Annotated in this window: 15 protein-coding genes and 1 pseudogene; 9 read left to right on the forward strand and 7 right to left on the reverse strand. The window is 63.8% G+C overall.

Annotation, left to right across the window (positions count from 1 at the left end; all coding sequences use genetic code 11):
- Nucleotides 1-57: 57 nt before the first annotated feature.
- The 6 genes from ABIB06_RS13080 to ABIB06_RS13105 all read left to right on the forward strand — a co-directional run bounded on the left by ABIB06_RS13080 (nt 58) and on the right by ABIB06_RS13105 (nt 3,484).
- On the forward strand, nt 58-1,002 hold the full coding sequence (locus ABIB06_RS13080; protein WP_247447270.1) for a metallophosphoesterase family protein: 945 nt from the start codon (nt 58-60) through the stop codon (nt 1,000-1,002).
- A gap of 23 nt (nt 1,003-1,025) precedes the next feature.
- Complete coding sequence (locus tag ABIB06_RS13085) at nt 1,026-1,361, forward strand: cupredoxin domain-containing protein (RefSeq protein ID WP_247349860.1); 336 nt, start codon at nt 1,026-1,028, stop codon at nt 1,359-1,361.
- Nucleotides 1,362-1,503: 142 nt separating this feature from the next.
- A complete protein-coding gene (locus tag ABIB06_RS13090; protein ID WP_247349859.1) occupies nt 1,504-2,052 on the forward strand; it encodes a sigma-70 family RNA polymerase sigma factor in 549 nt (182 codons plus the stop codon).
- A complete protein-coding gene (locus tag ABIB06_RS13095; protein ID WP_354047060.1) occupies nt 2,049-2,816 on the forward strand; it encodes an anti-sigma factor family protein in 768 nt (255 codons plus the stop codon). Before ABIB06_RS13090 ends, ABIB06_RS13095 begins: the two co-directional genes overlap by 4 nt.
- Before the next feature lie 68 nt (nt 2,817-2,884).
- A complete protein-coding gene (locus tag ABIB06_RS13100; RefSeq protein ID WP_247349856.1) occupies nt 2,885-3,166 on the forward strand; it encodes a type II toxin-antitoxin system RelE/ParE family toxin in 282 nt (93 codons plus the stop codon).
- Nucleotides 3,167-3,178: 12 nt separating this feature from the next.
- Nucleotides 3,179-3,484 (forward strand): HigA family addiction module antitoxin, encoded by a 306-nt coding sequence (locus ABIB06_RS13105; protein WP_247349855.1) that lies wholly within the window; start codon nt 3,179-3,181, stop codon nt 3,482-3,484.
- Nucleotides 3,485-3,493: 9 nt separating this feature from the next.
- On the opposite strand, the gene hpnO is transcribed toward ABIB06_RS13105, so the two are convergent.
- A complete protein-coding gene (hpnO, locus tag ABIB06_RS13110; protein WP_247447273.1) occupies nt 3,494-4,885 on the reverse strand; it encodes an aminobacteriohopanetriol synthase HpnO in 1,392 nt (463 codons plus the stop codon).
- 141 nt (nt 4,886-5,026) lie between these two features.
- Here hpnO and ABIB06_RS13115 point away from each other — a divergent pair, with 141 nt between their 5' ends.
- On the forward strand, nt 5,027-5,659 hold the full coding sequence (locus tag ABIB06_RS13115) for a DUF2147 domain-containing protein (protein ID WP_354047057.1): 633 nt from the start codon (nt 5,027-5,029) through the stop codon (nt 5,657-5,659).
- On the opposite strand, the gene hpnN is transcribed toward ABIB06_RS13115, so the two are convergent.
- Nucleotides 5,627-8,215, reverse strand: a complete 2,589-nt coding sequence (hpnN, locus tag ABIB06_RS13120) for a hopanoid transporter HpnN (protein WP_354047055.1) — start codon at nt 8,213-8,215, stop codon at nt 5,627-5,629. The two genes, ABIB06_RS13115 and hpnN, sit on opposite strands and share 33 nt — an antisense overlap.
- Nucleotides 8,216-8,761: 546 nt before the next feature.
- On the opposite strand from hpnN, the pseudogene ABIB06_RS13125 reads away from it, so the two are divergent.
- Nucleotides 8,762-9,170 (forward strand): annotated as a pseudogene (locus ABIB06_RS13125) (4-hydroxy-3-methylbut-2-enyl diphosphate reductase); the annotation flags it as partial.
- Between the two features lie 36 nt (nt 9,171-9,206).
- Complete coding sequence (hpnH, locus tag ABIB06_RS13130; protein WP_247349851.1) at nt 9,207-10,367, forward strand: adenosyl-hopene transferase HpnH; 1,161 nt, start codon at nt 9,207-9,209, stop codon at nt 10,365-10,367.
- Between the two features lie 93 nt (nt 10,368-10,460).
- On the opposite strand, the gene ABIB06_RS13135 is transcribed toward hpnH, so the two are convergent.
- The 5 genes from ABIB06_RS13135 to hpnC all read right to left on the reverse strand — a co-directional run bounded on the left by ABIB06_RS13135 (nt 10,461) and on the right by hpnC (nt 16,249).
- A complete protein-coding gene (locus tag ABIB06_RS13135) occupies nt 10,461-11,210 on the reverse strand; it encodes a phosphorylase (RefSeq protein ID WP_354047053.1) in 750 nt (249 codons plus the stop codon).
- Nucleotides 11,207-13,204, reverse strand: a complete 1,998-nt coding sequence (gene shc, locus ABIB06_RS13140) for a squalene--hopene cyclase (protein ID WP_354047051.1) — start codon at nt 13,202-13,204, stop codon at nt 11,207-11,209. The genes ABIB06_RS13135 and shc overlap by 4 nt, the downstream gene beginning before the upstream one ends.
- A 75-nt stretch (nt 13,205-13,279) precedes the next feature.
- A complete protein-coding gene (hpnE, locus tag ABIB06_RS13145) occupies nt 13,280-14,536 on the reverse strand; it encodes a hydroxysqualene dehydroxylase HpnE (protein WP_354047049.1) in 1,257 nt (418 codons plus the stop codon).
- A complete protein-coding gene (hpnD, locus tag ABIB06_RS13150) occupies nt 14,536-15,375 on the reverse strand; it encodes a presqualene diphosphate synthase HpnD (RefSeq protein ID WP_247447278.1) in 840 nt (279 codons plus the stop codon). The genes hpnE and hpnD overlap by 1 nt, the downstream gene beginning before the upstream one ends.
- Entirely contained in the window at nt 15,365-16,249 is an 885-nt protein-coding gene (gene hpnC, locus ABIB06_RS13155; protein WP_354047047.1) for a squalene synthase HpnC, read from the reverse strand. Before hpnC ends, hpnD begins: the two co-directional genes overlap by 11 nt.
- Nucleotides 16,250-16,437: the final 188 nt, after the last annotated feature.

Here is a 16,437-nt window from a genome sequence, read left to right on the forward strand (position 1 = left end):
CCACCCCTGCCCCAATCACGTCCCCGAAGCCCAATTCCGGGCGAGAGGAGACGCGCGATGAGCGGACACGATCACGGGGACGACGGCTTAAGCCGCCGCAAGGTTCTGGAATGCATGACCTGGGCCGGCACCGGAGTGCTCTGGACCATCACGGGCGGCGTGCCGCGCTCGCTCGGCATCATTGATTCCGCGCAAGCCGCGACCGCGGCCGCGCCCGGCATGACCTTCCTCCAGATCAGCGACAGCCATGTCGGCTTCGACAAGCCGGCCAATCCCAACGCGCTCGGCACGCTGGAGGAAGCCATCAACAAGATCAACGCGATGCCGGTCAAGCCGTCCTTCATGATCCATACCGGCGACATTACTCATTTGTCGAAGGCCGCCGAATTCGACAACGCCGATCGCATCATCTCGCAGAGCAAGCTGGACGTGCACTACGTGCCCGGCGAGCATGACTTCCTCGACGAGGAGGTAAAGTTCTATCGCGAGCGCTACGGCCGCGGCACCAAGGGGGCGGGCTGGTATTCGTTCGACGCCGGCGGCGTGCACTTCATCGGCCTCGTCAACGTCGTCGATCTCAAGGCCGGCGGCCTCGGCAATCTCGGCGCCGATCAGCTCGCCTGGCTCGAGGACGACCTGCGCGGCAAGTCGAAATCGACGCCGATCGTGCTGTTTGCCCACATCCCGCTCTGGACCGTCTATCCGGAATGGGGCTGGGGCACGGAGGACGGCGGCCGCGCGCTGGAATACGTCAAGGGTTTCGGCTCCGTCACCGTGCTGAACGGCCACATCCATCAAGTGATGCAGAAGGTCGAGGGCAACGTCACCTTCCATACCGCGCGCTCGACTGCGTTCCCGCAGCCGGCGCCGGGGGCAGCTCCGTCGCCCGGACCGATGAAGGTCGAGGACGCAAAGCTGCGCGCCATGCTCGGCGTTGCCAGCGTCAACTTCAAGCAGAACGAGCAGCGGCTCGCGATCATCGACACGCCGCTCCAAGGTTGAGCAGAGCTGAACGGAAGCTGACAATGAAGACACTCAATCGCCGCGACTTCGCTGTCGACCTCGGTCTCGCTTTGGCCGCGGCTATCCTCTTGCCCGCAACAACCGCCCGTGCCGACGACATGGAAGTGCATATCGACAATTTCGTTTTCCAGCCGGCCGAGCTCAAGATCAAGGTCGGCACCACGGTGACCTGGTCCAACCGGGACGACATCCCCCACACCGTGGTGTCGGCCGGCAAGTTCAGGTCCAAGACCCTGGACACCGACGACAAGTTCTCCTTCACCTTCACCAATGCGGGCGACTACAAATATTTTTGTTCGTTGCACCCGCACATGACGGGGATGATCAAGGTTGAGTAACATCTCGAACCAAGGCGTCAACGTCTTGCCCGGCCGGTGGTCCCACGCCGGCCGGGCTCGTGTGCCCTCGGTCACACACGCCGACCAAACGAATGTGGACGAAACGAAGCAACGCGCAGAACAAGAGGCAAAGCGAGGAGCGATGCCCGCCAACGACGATTTGCAGAAGGCGCAGCGCTTCCGCGAGGCAGCGCTGCCTCATCTCGACGACGTCTACACACTCGCACGCTATCTGCTGCGCGACGCCTCCGATGCCGAGGACGCGGTGCAGGAGTGCTATCTGCGCGCGCTGAAGCATTTCGACAGCTATCGCGGGCCGGCGATGAAGCCCTGGCTGTTTGCGATCCTGCGTAACGTCTGCAACGCCGAATATGGACGGCGCGCGCACAGACACAGCGCGATCGAGGATACGCCCGGCGCCGCCGAGCAGACGCCGATCTGGCAAGAGACCGAGGCGAGCCCGGAGACGGAAGTGCTGCGCAGCCGCGACGCCGGCGCGATCCGCAAGCTGATCGACGCCCTCGCCGAACCGTTCAAGGAAACCTTCGTGCTGCGCGAGATCAGCAACCTGTCCTATCGTGAAATCGCCGAGGCCGTCGGCGCACCCGTCGGCACCGTGATGTCCCGCCTCGCACGCGCCCGCGCCATGCTGCGCGCGGCATGGATGGCGGAAGAGGAGCACTCGAAATGAACTGCGACGAAGCAAAAATGCTGCTTCACGCGCTGCTCGACAACGAGCTCGATGCGGGCCATGCACGCGAGGTCGAAGCCCATATCGCAAGCTGCCCGGCCTGCGCCGCCGAGCTTGCCTCACAACGGGAAATGCAGCGCGTGCTCGCTGACACCAATTTGCGCTACACCGCGCCGACGAGTTTGCGCATCCGGATCGAGGCTTCGCTGCCGCAGCCGCAGCGCCAACAACCGAGCCGCCGCTCCGTGCTGCGCGGCTTTGCAATGGGTTCGGCGGTCTCTGCGCTCGCCGCCTCCGGTGTCGTCGCCGTGGTGCTGCGCCAGGACGACCAGCAGCGCATCCTGTCGGAGGTCGTTTCCGCGCATCTGCGCTCGCTCCAGGCCGGCCACCTCATCGACGTGGTCTCGACCGACCAGCACACCGTGAAGCCGTGGTTCAACGGCAAGCTCGACGTCGCCCCGCCCGTGATCGACCTCACCGCGCAGGGTTTTACGCTGGTCGGCGGCAGGCTCGATTATATCGACGCACGTGCCATCGGCGCGGTCGTCTACAAGCGCCGGCAGCACGTGGTCAATTTGTTCGTGGCGCAGACCTCAAGCACCGAACATCGTCCGCCGAAGACCCAGACCATGCAGGGTTTCAACTGCCGCCGCTGGGGCGAGGGGGGCCTGAATTTCTGGGCCGTCAGCGATATCGGCGCCGACGAGCTCGCCGAGTTCGTCGACAAGTTCGAGGCGGCGATGAAGGCGAATGTGGAGGGGTAACCCTGGAGTCGTATCAGAAATTGATACAAATCCCTTGCGCATGTATCAACCAATGATACATTGCCTGAGTGATCAGGACGTTTCGGGACAAAACGACTGAGGCGGTCTTTAACGGCGAAAGCCCTAAACGCTTTCCGGCCGACCTGGTGAAGGTTGCTCGCCGGAAATTGCGCTATCTTCACGCTGCGGGCGAACTCAGCGACTTGAGGGCACCACCCGGAAACCGCCTTGAGGTCCTCACGGGCGATCGCAAGGGACAGCACTCGATCAGGATCAACGACCAGTTCCGAGTGTGCTTCGTGTGGACATCACAAGGTCCCGTTCAGGTCGAGATCGTGGATTATCACTAGGAGAATGCGACGATGGCCAAGAAACTCAAGCCCATGCATCCTGGTGAGGTTCTGCGGGAAGAATTTCTGAGCCCGCTGGACATGTCGGCAGGCGCGCTCGCCAAGACATGCGGCCTGCCGCGTACGCGTATTGAGCGGATTGCGAGTGAGCAGACCGGAATCACCGCTGACACCGCGCTTCGGCTTGCCAAAGCGCTCGGCACGACCGCTGAGCTATGGCTCAATCTCCAGAACGATTACGATATTCAGATCGCCAAACGCGATCTCGGCAAGGCTCTCGACCGCATCGAGACTGTGAACAAGCCCAAGGCGGCCTGAGGGATCAGGTTACGCCGACCGCCTCACAGCGTTGTCCACCAGCGTCTTGCCGAGCGACCAGATCGCGCCGGGGACCTTGTGGCTGCCGGCGATGACGTCGTCGAAGGCGCGCTCGATCCAGCCGCAATCTTCCTCGGTGATGGTGAGCGGCGGCAGCAGCTTGATGGTGTGGCTGCCGTGGCCGGCGACCTGGGTCAGGATCTTGTGATCTTTGAAGAGCGGCACGGTGATGAGCTGGCAGAACAGGCCCTTGTTGGCGGCCTCCAGCACGTTCCACGAAGCTCGCAGCCGCAGCGATTTCGGCGGGCCGAACTCGATGCCAATCATTAAGCCCTTGCCGCGCACTTCCTTCAACAGCTCGTAGCCGGGCACCATGCGCGTGAGCGCAAGGCGCAGCTCGGCACCGCGCTTGGCGGCGGACTCGATCAGCTTCTCGGACTCCATGACGTCGAGCGTCGCGATGCCCGCGGCCATCGCCAGGTCGTTCTTGGAGAAGGTCGAGCCGTGCACCACCGCGCGGTCCATCTGGTTGAATATCTTGTCGAAGATGCTCTTGCGCGTCAGCACGGCGCCGACCGGCACGTGGCCGCCGGACAGCGACTTCGACAGCAGCACCATGTCGGGCTCGACGTTCCAATGCTCGACCGCGAGGAAGCGGCCGGTGCGGCCCATGCCGGTCTGGATCTCGTCGGCGACGAACAGCGTGCCGTATTTCTTGCAGAGCGCAGCCGCACCCGGCAGGAACTCGTCGGTGGGCATGTTGACGCCCTTGCCCTGGATCGGCTCGACGACGAAGGCCGCCACCTCCCGCGAGGCCAGCGCCTTTTCGAGCGCGGCGAGATCGTTGAACGGGATCGAGGTGCAACCCGGCAGCAGCGGCTCGAAGCCGGTGCGGAAGTTCGAATCACCCGTCAATGACAGCGCGCCATAGGTCAGGCCGTGATAGGCATGGGCGCAATAGACGATGCCGGGCCGGCCGGTGGCGCCGCGAGCGAACTTGATCGCGGCTTCGACGCATTCGGCGCCGGAATTGGCGAAGAACGCCTTGTCGAGATAGGGCACGTACTTCAAAAGCCGCTCGGCGAGCACGCCGGCGAGCACCGAGACGTCGAACTGGACGAGGTTGGGCAGGTCGGCATCGAGCACGCTCTTGAGCGCCTCGCGCATGACAGGATGATTGCGCCCGATCGCAAACACGCCAAAGCCGGACAAAAGGTCGAGATAGCGCGCGCCGTCTCGGTCGTAGAGGTACTGCCCCTGCCCCTTCTGGAAGCCGACGTCATAGCCGATGGTCTTGAGCACCCGAACGAACTGCTCGTTCATATGCCGATTATGCAGGGCGCTGCGCTGGGCCTGACGGTCCGCGAATAGCTGAGACATGTCTGGATTTGGGCTGTGCATCCGTTACATACTTCGGTTGAGGGCCGTCTCGTCAACTGAAAACGGACCGTTGCCGAAAACGGTCTGTGCGGCCTTTTGCCCTTTTTCGGACCATCTTCGCAAGCACAGCTTTAGACCATGTTGCACTGCCAAGGAACTATCATGCGTTTAGCCCTTTACACCGGACTAATACTGACTGGCGGTTTCACCTGCCTGACCCCGGCGCTCGCCGCCGATCCGACCGGCGACTGGCGGGTTGCCGACGCCGTGGCCAACATTCGTGTCGCCCAATGCAATGGCAGCATGTGGGGCGCGGTTTCCTGGGAAAAAGAGCCCGGCGGCCACGATGAATACAATCCGGACGCGTCGAAAAAGACCAGGCCCACGCTGGGCATGGCGACCCTGATCGACATGAAGAAAAAGCCCGGCGCCGATCAGTGGGAGGGTCAGGTCTACAACGCCAAGGACGGCCAGCTCTACAGCGCGACCATCACGCCGGTTGGCACCGACCAGCTCGAGATCAAGGGCTGCGTGATGGGCTTCCTCTGCGGTGGCGAAACCTGGACCCGCGTTGGCCCGCCTATTCCCTTGAGCACCGCCAATGCCATTGCCAAGGGCATGCCGAAGTCCACCGGCGCGGCGCCGAAGGCCCCGGGAACGACGGGCGCTACGGCGGCGCAGCCTGCGCCGGCAGCCCCGAAGGCCGCCGGCACTGCCAAACCTGGTCAGAAGGGCGCCGTCGACCCGGTCGGCGACATCTGCCTACTCCCTGAGATTGCGGGGTTTGCCCATTAGCGCCGGCTGAAATAGCAGCACGGCGGCGAGCGTCGTCACCAGCGACAGCGCGAGCAGCTTGCCCATGCTGGACGTTCCCGGATGGCTCGACAGCCACAGGCTGCCGAACGCCGTCGCCGTCGTCATCGCGCTGAAAAAGATCGCACGCGTCAGGCTGGTCTGGAGCAGGTTTGTCCTGCCCGAGCGCCAGGCCACGACATAGTAGATCTTGAAGGCCACGCCGACGCCGAGCAGCAGCGGGAACGCGACGATATTGGCGAAGTTGAGCGGCAAGCCGATCAGCACGCAGATCTCGAGCGTTACCGCGCCGGCAACCAGGAGCGGCACCAAGGTCATCAGCACGTCGACGAACCGGCGCAGCGTGATCCACAGCAACAGGCCGATCACCAACAGCGCATAGATTCCGGCATGGATGAACGCCTTCACCACGGTGTCGCCGGATTTCAGGATCGAGACCGGGCCGCCGATCGCTGTCGGCTCGGCAACGAGCACGGCCGCCGCAAATTTGCGCAGCGTGTCGTTATCGTTGGGATCACCTTTGGGCAGCGCCTCGACGCGGATGATGCCGTCTTTGCTCTTCCAGGCGCTGATGAGGTCGGGTGGCAACGACTTCAGGGTGACCGGCTCGGCCTGCATCGCGTTCCGGAGCTGGTCGAACACGATCTTCATCGGCGCGACGAACACGTCCTGCGCCTTGTTCCGCGTAGCCTCGTCGCCATTGGCGAGCTTTTCCAGCGCGTCCGCGAGCCGACGCGAGGCGACTGCACCCGGGCCCTTCGCATCGCCTGCGGTCCGGCGCAGATTGTCGATCGAGGATTTCAGCGAATCGACGTTCTCCTTGTCCGTCGGCGCCGCGTCGATCTGGTCAGGATTGAGCGCAGGGTTCAGAACCTTGGCGCCCTGTGCAAGCAGTTTCAGCTTCGGCGGCTGGTCCTCAGGGACGAAGCTGTTGAGAGACATCACCCGCAGCACTTCGGGCACCTTCTCCAGCTTCGCCTCCACCTGCTTTGCCTGCTCCTCCGACGTGGTCATCACGTTGATGGCATTGGCGCCGGTGTTGGGATCCTTGCGCAAATCGAGGAAGGTCGCGATCGATTCGGCCTTCGGATTGCGCAGGTTCATCGGGTTGAAGTCGAACTTCATGAAGTAGAGCAGCGGCAGGCCGGCGACCGCGAGAAAGATCGTACCACCGACGACCAGCACGCGGTGCTTCTCAAGGAAGTGATCGAGCGGCGCCAGGAAGGCGTAGCCGACCGGCTCCTTCTCGCCGGGCGGATTCAACAGCTTCAGCATCGCCGGGAGTACGGTGATGCTGGTGAGGAACGCGACCAGCATGCCGACGCCGGCGATCTGGCCGAGCTCCGATATGCCCTTGTAGTCGGTCGGCATGAAGCAGAGGAAGCCGGCCGCGGTTGCCATCGCCGCCAGCGACAGCGGTATTGCCGAGCGCTTCGCGGCCAATACCAGCGCACCCGAAAGGTCGTTATGCTTATAGCGCTCGGAGCGATAGCGGACGCTGTACTGAATGCCGAAATCGACGCCGAGGCCGACGAACAGCACGGCGAACGCGATCGACAGCAAATTGAGCGAGCCCACCATCATCAGACCGGCGGCGGTTGTCAGCGCAAGACCGACGAAGAGATTGACGAACACCGCGAAGATGATCTTCGCCGAATGCAGCGCCAGCCACAGAATTAGCAGCACGACCAGAACCGTGCCGATGCCGTTGACGACAGCGCCTTCCTGGACGGTTGCATATTCCTCGTTGGCGATCGGGACCGGACCGGTCAGCCGCACGCGCGCCTGGTATTTGGTTGCAAACTCCAGATCGGCTGCGGCCTTGCGGATCGCGTCGGTGGCGCCCTTGCCGGGCTCCAGCGCGTTGTAGTCGAGGATCGGCTTGAACTCGATGAAGGCGCGCTTGTCCGAATCCGTCAGCGGCTCGTCACTGACGAGCTCTCGCCAGGAGAAGCTCGCACTGCCCTTGTTGAGCACGGTCTCAACCGTTTGTGCGATCTGGTTGAAGGGCCGTTCGGTGTTGTCGAGCTTCACTTGCCCGCGCTTGACGCCGGCAAGACCCGTCTCGAGCGCACCGGTCAGGCCGCGGATCGAGGGATCGCCCGCCATGATCTCGATCAGGGGTGCGGCGGATTCGAACTGGCTCGTGACCTTGGCGACCTCCTCGGTCGGCAGGAACAACAGGCCGTTCTTCTCGAAGAACTCGCCGGTGCCGAGCTGTTGCATCGACTGGAAGTCGGTTTTGTCGTCCTTCAGCTTGGCATAGAGCGCGTCCGACGCCGCAGTCGCCATCTCCGGCGTTTTGGCTTCGACCACCGCCGTGATCGTCGCATCGCGGTCGAAAGCGCGATCGAATTGCTGGTCGCGTTGGCGCCAGTCCAGATTTTGGGCAATCAGCGAATTGATGTCGGTGTTGATGGCGAAGTGATGGACCGTGTAGTAGCCCGCCCCCACCGCCAGCAGGAGCCCGAGAACGACGACGATGGGGGCAAACCGGGTGCAGGCCCTGACGATGGCAACGACTACGCTTTGCAGCACTTCTTTTCTTTCTGCGTTAACAGCTTCCCGGAAACGCCCGCTGTTTATCGGAGTTCCCGGGCGAAACCTATTGCTGTTTTGAGTGGCTCTTTCCGCCAGGAGGTTCGAGCTGAACGGCGGGAGGCCGTGGCAAAATCATGCGGGGCGGTCGGTATAGCCGAGGAGTTGAGGCGGGAAAGTGACCGAGGGCCGCGCACAAAATGTCGCCGTTTTGCCGACCGGAACGTTCTTTACTATAGTACCGCAAATGGATCCTGCAGGGGAACCAAAGTTCATGGGCCCCCTTTCCTTGCTGCCGATTTTTTGACACAAAGTATTGCGCCTTCCATGTGTACCCGCATGGGCGACGGCTGCGTTGCCGAAACCGATGGTGCGGATATTGCAGCTCATTGGTATCCGGGTGCTCCGGGGACTCAAGATGCGGATCGGTGCAACTTGCGTGATGGACGACCAATGGAAGTTTATCTGGCGCAATCGCGCGGTTTTTGCGCGGGCGTAGTGGGTGCAATGGGGAGCCTGAAGAACAAAGCCGAAACCACGGTGTCCAAGGACATTACCTGGGCACTTCAGGCCCGCTTTACAGATATTCAAGGCCCGGACATCCGGGATATCTGCTATGCGACACAGAACCGCCAATCTGCGGTAAGGAACTGGAGCAAGCTGGTCGATATGATCTTGGTGGTGGGCGCTGCCAATAGCTCGAACCGGCTCCGCGAAATCGGCACTGAGGCCGGCGTCGCGAGTTATATGATTGCCGACGGCAGCGCGCTCGATCCGGAGTGGTTGAAAGATGCCAGGACCGTCGGCGCCACGGCCGGCGCTTCGGCGTCCGGGGTACTCGTGGATGACGTGATCGAAAGCGATGCGGCGGATCGGACCGGTACAGGTCTCGGTGCTGCCGGGCCGCGAGGAGAACATCGAATTTCGGCTTCCGGCCCAACTGGCTGCGAGCTGACCCACCCGAATTTCAAGCCCAGAAAGAAAACTCGTAATGGCTATCCCCTTCTTCAAGGAAATGCGTATCGGCGGCTATTTGATCAAGCAGAAGCTGCTTGGCCGCAAGCGCTATCCGCTCGTGCTGATGCTGGAGCCGCTATTTCGCTGCAACCTCGCCTGCGTCGGCTGCGGCAAGATCGATTATCCGGACGCGATCCTCAACCGCCGCATGAGCGCGCAGGAGTGCTGGGACGCAGCCGATGAATGCGGCGCGCCGATGGTCGCCATTCCCGGCGGCGAGCCGCTGATCCACAAGGAGATCGGCGAGATCGTGCGCGGCCTCGTCGCGCGCAAGAAGTTCGTCTCGCTCTGCACCAACGCGCTGCTGCTCGAGAAGAAGCTCGATTTGTTCGAGCCCTCGCCCTATCTGTTCTTCTCGGTGCATCTCGACGGCCTGAAGGAGCACCACGACAAGGCGGTGTCGCAGAAGGGCGTGTTCGATCGCGCCGTCTCCGCGATCAAGGCGGCCAAGGCCCGCGGCTTCACCGTCAACGTCAACGCCACCATCTTCGACGGCCATCCGGCCGAGGAGATTGCAAAATTCCTCGACCTCACCGTCGAGCTCGGTGTCGGCGTCTCGATGTCGCCGGGCTATGCCTATGAGCGTGCGCCCGACCAGGAGCACTTCCTCAACCGCACCAAGACCAAGAAGCTGTTCCGCGACGTCTTTGCGATGGGCAAGGGCAAGAAGTGGAATTTCATGCATTCCGGCCTGTTCCTCGACTTCCTCGCCGGCAACCAGGAATACGAGTGCACGCCCTGGGGCATGCCCGCGCGCAACATCTTCGGCTGGCAGAAGCCCTGCTATCTGCTCGGCGAAGGCTACGCGAAGACCTTCAAGGAGCTGATGGACACCACCGATTGGGAGACCTACGGCACCGGCAAGTACGAGAAGTGCGCCGACTGTATGGCCCATTGCGGCTACGAGCCGACGGCGGCGACCGCAGCCATCAGCCACCCGCTGAAGGCGATGTGGGTGTCGCTGCGCGGTGTCAGGACCACGGGTCCGATGGCGCCCGAGATCGACATGACCAAGCAGCGCCCTGCGCAGTACATCTTCTCGGCGGAAGTGCAGAAGCGCCTGTCAGAGATTCGCAAGGACGAGGCTGCCGCCGCGCAGGAGAAGGCCGCACGGAAGGCTTCGACGGCGGCGTAAGCGCGCAAGTCGGCCTTGTAGCCCGATCAAAAAACAAAGGCCCGGTCGCCAATGGCGAACCGGGCCTTTTCTTTTGTCGGATCGGAAAACCGCTCAGGCCGCCTCGGAGACCAGAGCCTCGCTCTCGACGAGCTCGGTGCCGATCAGGAAGTCGCGGCAGCCGCGCAAGCTGCGCAGCGCGCGGTTGAAATCGATACCGGTCGAGACCAGTCCATGCAGCGCTGTCGGATTGCGCGCGATGCCGCGCAGCACGGCCAGCACGTCGATCTGGCCGTTCGGCTTGATGGCGGCGCGGGCGAGCGCCGGCAGCGCGCGATGGGCGGGATCGCTGATGACGCGGACCGCGGCGAACGGCAAGCCGGCTTCGGCGGCGTAGGCCGCCGCGATGTGGCTTTCCATGTCGACGGCGGCCGCTCCGGTCTCCGAATGCAGCGCCGCCTTGCAGGAGCGCCCCGTGACCACTTCCTCGGCACCGGCGAGGCTGCCGCGCACCACGCGGCGGCGCCCCGACGTCAGGCGGTCGATGAGGTCGTCGCCGAGCGACAGCCCGGCGGCCCAGCGGGTGTCGCCGGCGAGCACTTCGGTCGCCAGCACGACGTCGCCGGAGCGCAGCGTCGGGTCGAGGCCGCCGGCCACGCCAAAAGAGATCACGCCGCGAATCGTCTCAGGATCCAGCACCGTCAGCAGCGCCCGCAACTGGGTCGGGCTACTCGACGAACAGATGACCGCCATTCCGGGCCCGGCCGCGATGCGGGCCTCCTGAACCAGTCCGGTCACGATCAATATCGGCCGCGGATCAATGGCATTGCCCGCGGTAAAGTAGTCCCCCGTCCCCAAAGTCACATTCCGACCCCTACCACCCTGCTGTTGGTGTCCCTCAAGTTCCGATACCGGGCCAGCGCCCACAGCGGGAAGAACTTCGGGTAACCATGGTACCGCAGATAGAACACGCGGGGGAAGCCTGTGGCGGTATACCGCTGCTCGTCCCACAGTCCTTTTTTGTTCTGTGTTGCAATCAGGTACTCCACCCCGCGGGCGACGGCCGGGTGATCGACCTCGCCGGCAGCCATAAGGGCAAGCAAGGTCCATGCCGTTTGCGAGGCGGTCGAGGGGGCGGCCTCCCAGCCGGCGTAGTCCAGGCGGTAGCTGACGGCGTCCTCACCCCAGCCCCCGTCCTGGTTCTGGATCGAGGCCAGCCAGCCGGCCGCCTTGCGCATCATCGGGTCGTCGTGACGGACACCGGCCATGTTGAGGGCGCACAGCACCGACCAGGTTCCGTAGATGAAGTTCATGCCCCAGCGGCCATACCAGGACCCTTCCGGGTGCTGGGTCTTGCGGAGGTAGGCGATCCCGTCGGCGACGTGCTTGCTGGTCTTCGCGGTCTCGCCGAGCTGGGCCAGCATCGAGACACAGCGCGCGGTGACGTCCTCGGTCGGCGGATCGAGCAGCGCGCCATGGTCGGAGAACGGGATGTTGTTCAGATAATATTCGAGGTTGTTGACGTCGAAGGCAGCCCAGCCGCCGTCGTCACTCTGCATGCCCTCAATCCACTCCCGGGCACGGTCGATCGCGGAATCATAACCGGCCGCATTGTGCTCACGGCGCATGCGGTCCATCGACATCACGACCACCGCGGTGTCGTCGAGATCGGGATAATGGGCATTGTTGTACTGAAAGGCCCAGCCGCCCGGACGCACATTGGGCCGCTTCACCGCCCAGTCGCCCTTCACCGCGAGCTCCTGCTTCGGGATCAGCCAGTCGAGGCCCTGCTTAGCGGCAGGCACCGCCTTGTCACCGCCGGCTTCCAGCAGCGCGTGCGCGGTCAGCGTCGTGTCCCACACCGGTGAGACGCAGGGCTGGCAATAAGCCTCGTCGTCCTTGATCACGAGCAGCTTGTCGATGCCCCGGCGCGTGATCGCACGCGGCGGAAAATTCTCGTCCTTGCCGAGCGCGTCGTACATCATGACGATGTTGGCCATCGGAGGATAGATCGCACCCATGCCGTCCTCGCCGTTGAGCCGATCCTCGGTGAAGGCGAGCGCCGCGTCGATGGCACGCTTGCGCAGGCTCTTGGGAAACATCGGCTCGACCACACGCAGGATGTGGTCAAGCGCGCGGAACAGCGCGAACCAGGCCAGGCTCTGGTGCGGCGCCTTGGCAGTCATGCCGATCGAGCGCGGATCCTGGAGGAACAGCTCGTCGATGCCGACAGCCTTCGGATTCCTCGCGCGCGGCTTGAGCGCTGCGAGCACCATCAACGGCACCATGGTGGTGCGGGCCCAGTAGGAGATCTTGTTGAGATGGAACGGCGACCAGAACGGCAGCAGCACGATTTCGATCGGCAGCACCGGCACGGCGCGCCAGGTCACGATGCCGTACATCGCAAGCAAGAAGCGCGTGAAGACATTGCTGTTGATCGCGCCGCCGCGGGCGTGGATTGCCTCGCGCGCACGCACCATGTGCGGGCTGTCAGTGGAATCGCCGATCATCTTCAGCGCGAAATACGCCTTCACGCTGGCACTCATGTCGAACTCGCCGTCATGCACCAGCGGCCAGCCGCCATGAGCCCCCTGAACGCGGCGAAGATAATTGGCGATCTTGGCCTCGAGCACGGCATCGACCGGCTCGGCAAGATAATGACGAAGCAGGACGTATTCGGCCGGAATGGTGCAATCGGCCTCGAGCTCGAACACCCAATGGCCGTCGGATTGCTGGAAGCCGAGGACGCCTTCGATGGCCGACGCAATGCTCGAGTCCAGGTTCCTGGAGTCCAGGTTCCTGGAGTCCAAGTTCATAGATTCTCGGGCTTCGCGGTTGGTCGCGTTCACGGACTCCATCTCGCTCGATTGCTCCGTTAGTCGATTGAAATTGACCGAAATTGACCGGGGACAAATGCCCGTCAGGGCCGCCTGTCAGTATCCCTTGGCGGCCAGAACCAGATCGGCGGCGCGATCGCCGGATCGGACCGATCCCTCGATGGTTGCAGGCAATCCCGTAGCAGTCCAATCGCCTGCAAGAAACAGGTTTTTGAACGCAGTGACCGGCCCCGGGCGCAGGGCATTCTGCGCCGGCGTCGCCGCAAATGTGGCACGGCGCTCGCGCACGATCTGCCAGGGGGGCAGCTCGCCGGAAACACCGCCGGCCTTGCAGACATCGTTCCAGATCACCTGCGCGAGTTCCTCGCGCGGCATGTCGACCAGGCGGTCGCCGTTGCTGATGGTGACCGAAAGCCGGTTCGGGAACGCAAACAGCCACTCCACGACGCCGCCGATCACGCCGAGGATCGGAGCTGATCCCGCTGGCGGCTCAACGCGGAAATGCGCATTCACGATGGCGCGGAATTCGGTCGGCGTCTTCAGGCCGGGCAGCAGGTTGGAGGCGGCGCGCGGCGGCACCGCCATCACGACGACGTCGCCCGCGCCGATCTGGATCAGATCCTCGCCGCCGAAATTCAGCGCGCCGACCTTGCCGTCATTGGTCGCGAAGGAACGCAGTTCGTGGCCGAGTTGAACGGAGTGCCCGCGCTCGGTCAAGAATTTCACGGCGGGCTCGATCAGAACGTCACTGAGTCCGTCGCGCGCGATCAGGGGGCGGCAGGCCTGCCCGCCGGCGAGCAGCGTCTCGCGCACGATCGCGCCGGCAAGCCCCGCCGAGCCTTCGGGAGGATCGACGTTGAGCGCTGCGAGCAGCAGCGGCTGCACCAGGCGCTGATAAAGCACGCCCTCGCAGGGAATGGATTTGCCGACCAGCGTCTCTTCCGACGCCCAGATCAGCGGCGCCAGCTTCAGATAATCGGTGAGCCCGGTGTCGGGAACGCGGCGACTCTCGTCGAGCACCCAGGTCGGCAGCCGACCGTCGCCGAGATCGATCTGCCAGCGCTGCCCGGTCGTGATATCGACGAAGGGAAACTGCGCGCGCTCCGGTCCGACCAGGCCCGCCTCGGTGCCGATCGATCGCGCATAGGCGCGCGCATGGCTGTTACCCGACAGCAGCAGATGATTGCCATTGTCGATGGTGAGATTGGTGGCGCCGTCGAAATACGAACGGCAGCGGCCGCCGGCGTAGTGCGTCGCCTCGTGCACGGCGACCTTGAAGCCGGCATTGGCGAGCCGCACGGCAGCGGAAAGGCCGGAAATTCCGGCGCCGATGATATGAGCTGTTTTTTGCATCAGATGAGAGCGTAACGGAGCAGGATCAAGATGCGCGTGACTTTCGACACACGCACCGGCTCTCGCGGCGCGTCGAAACCGCGCGCGATCAGGAGGTCCAGAATGGCATGGTAGTATTTCGACATCATCCGCGGCGCGCGCACCGCGCGGCGGCGGTTGCGGTTCATGATCTCGTCCGACTTTTCGAAATACACCTTGGCGCGCTGCGCCAGCGGCAGGCAGACCTTCGGCAGCGCGCGCTCGAGGATCACGCGGTCCGGATCGTTGGAGGTGATGCCGGCATGCAGCAGCGCCTCGCGCGGCAGATAGAGCCGGCCGAGACCCGCGTCCTCGTCAATGTCGCGCAGGATATTGGTGAGCTGGAGCGCCCGGCCAAGATGATGGGCGAGCTCGACGCCGTCTTCTTCCGGCAGGCCGAACACCCGGACCGACAGCCGCCCCACGGCGCTCGCGACGCGATCGCAATAGAGATCCAGCGTCGCCATGTCGGGCGCGCGGATGTCCTGCGGCACGTCCATCTCCATGCCGTCGACGATGGCGAGGAAATCCTCGCGCTTGAGGCCGAAGTTCTTCACCGAGGCGACGTAGTCCTTCAGCCGCGGCGGCGGGTTGCCCTGGTAGAGCGCATCGATGTCGTTGCGCCACGCCTGAAGTGCGGCGAGCCGCTCGTCGCGCGGGCCATCGGAATCGGCGATGTCATCGACCTGACGGCAGAAGCTGTAGATCTGGAACATTGCTTCGCGCTGGTCGTGCGGCAGGATGCGCATCGCGGCGTAGAACGAACTGCCGGATGCGGTCGAGCCATAATTGGCGCCGGGCGAGGTCGCCTCAAGCGTCATGTGCAGTCCCCGGTCTGGAAATGGCCTTACGTCCGATCGCGCGGCGGCCGACTTCGCCGATCATGCCGGCGAGGCTGAAGGTGAGGAGCTCGAACTTGTTCAGGTGCACGCGCTCGCGCAGGGGATCGCGCACCTTCAACAGACGCACGATGCGGTCGGCATAGGCCTGGATCACCGAGACTTCGACGCCGAGGCGGAAGTCCCTGATCTCCGCGCTGAGCGACCTGCCCTCGTTGAGCAGCGCTTCGTTGCGCACGGCAAGCGCCTGAAGGCAGGCCAGCATCGCCGGCGGCGATTGCGTCAGCCCGAGCTGCTCGACCGAGGCGCCGCTTGCGGCCAGCGCATCGCGCGGCAGATAGACGCGGTTGAGCTCGCGGAAATCCTTGCCGCAATCCTGAAGGTGGTTGTTGATCTGCAGCGCCGCGCAGAGCGCATCCGACGCGGCCCAGGTCGACGTGCTCTCGCCATGAACGTCGAGCATGAAGCGGCCGACCGGCATCGCCGAGTAGCGGCAATAATGGATGACCTCGTCCCAGTTCTCGTAGCGTAGCTTGGTCACGTCCATGCGGAACGCGATGAGCACGTCGAGTGCGTGGCGCGGCGCCATGCCGCGTTCGGCCAGTGCGCGCCGCAAGCTGACGGCCTCGGCCTGGGTGTCGCCCGTGCCGAGCAATTCCGCCTCGAGCAGGTCGAGATAAGCGAGCTTCTCGTCGCCCGGCAGCGTGGCGTGGTCGGCAATGTCGTCGGCGGTGCGGACGAAATTGTAGTACGCCAGGATCAAGGCGCGATGACGCGGATGAATGATCCAGGACGCGACGGGAAAATTCTCGTCGCGCTCACCCTTGCCGGATCGCAATTCGCTCGCAGAGGTCATCGAGGGCTGGTCTACAATCGTTTGGACAGGAAGGGCTTTTTCGCTCGCGCGGGCTCATGCCGGCGATGCCGCCGCGGCCCCCATATAGGGGAATACGGCCGCAAAACCAATCCTGTCTCTCGATGGCTGCCCTTCCGGATCCGGCCCGAAAAGGCGACCCCGGGGCCGCCCTTGTGGGCCAGTGGCCG

It is taken from the genome of Bradyrhizobium sp. LB8.2 (genome assembly GCF_040548035.1).
Lineage (GTDB): Bacteria > Pseudomonadota > Alphaproteobacteria > Rhizobiales > Xanthobacteraceae > Bradyrhizobium.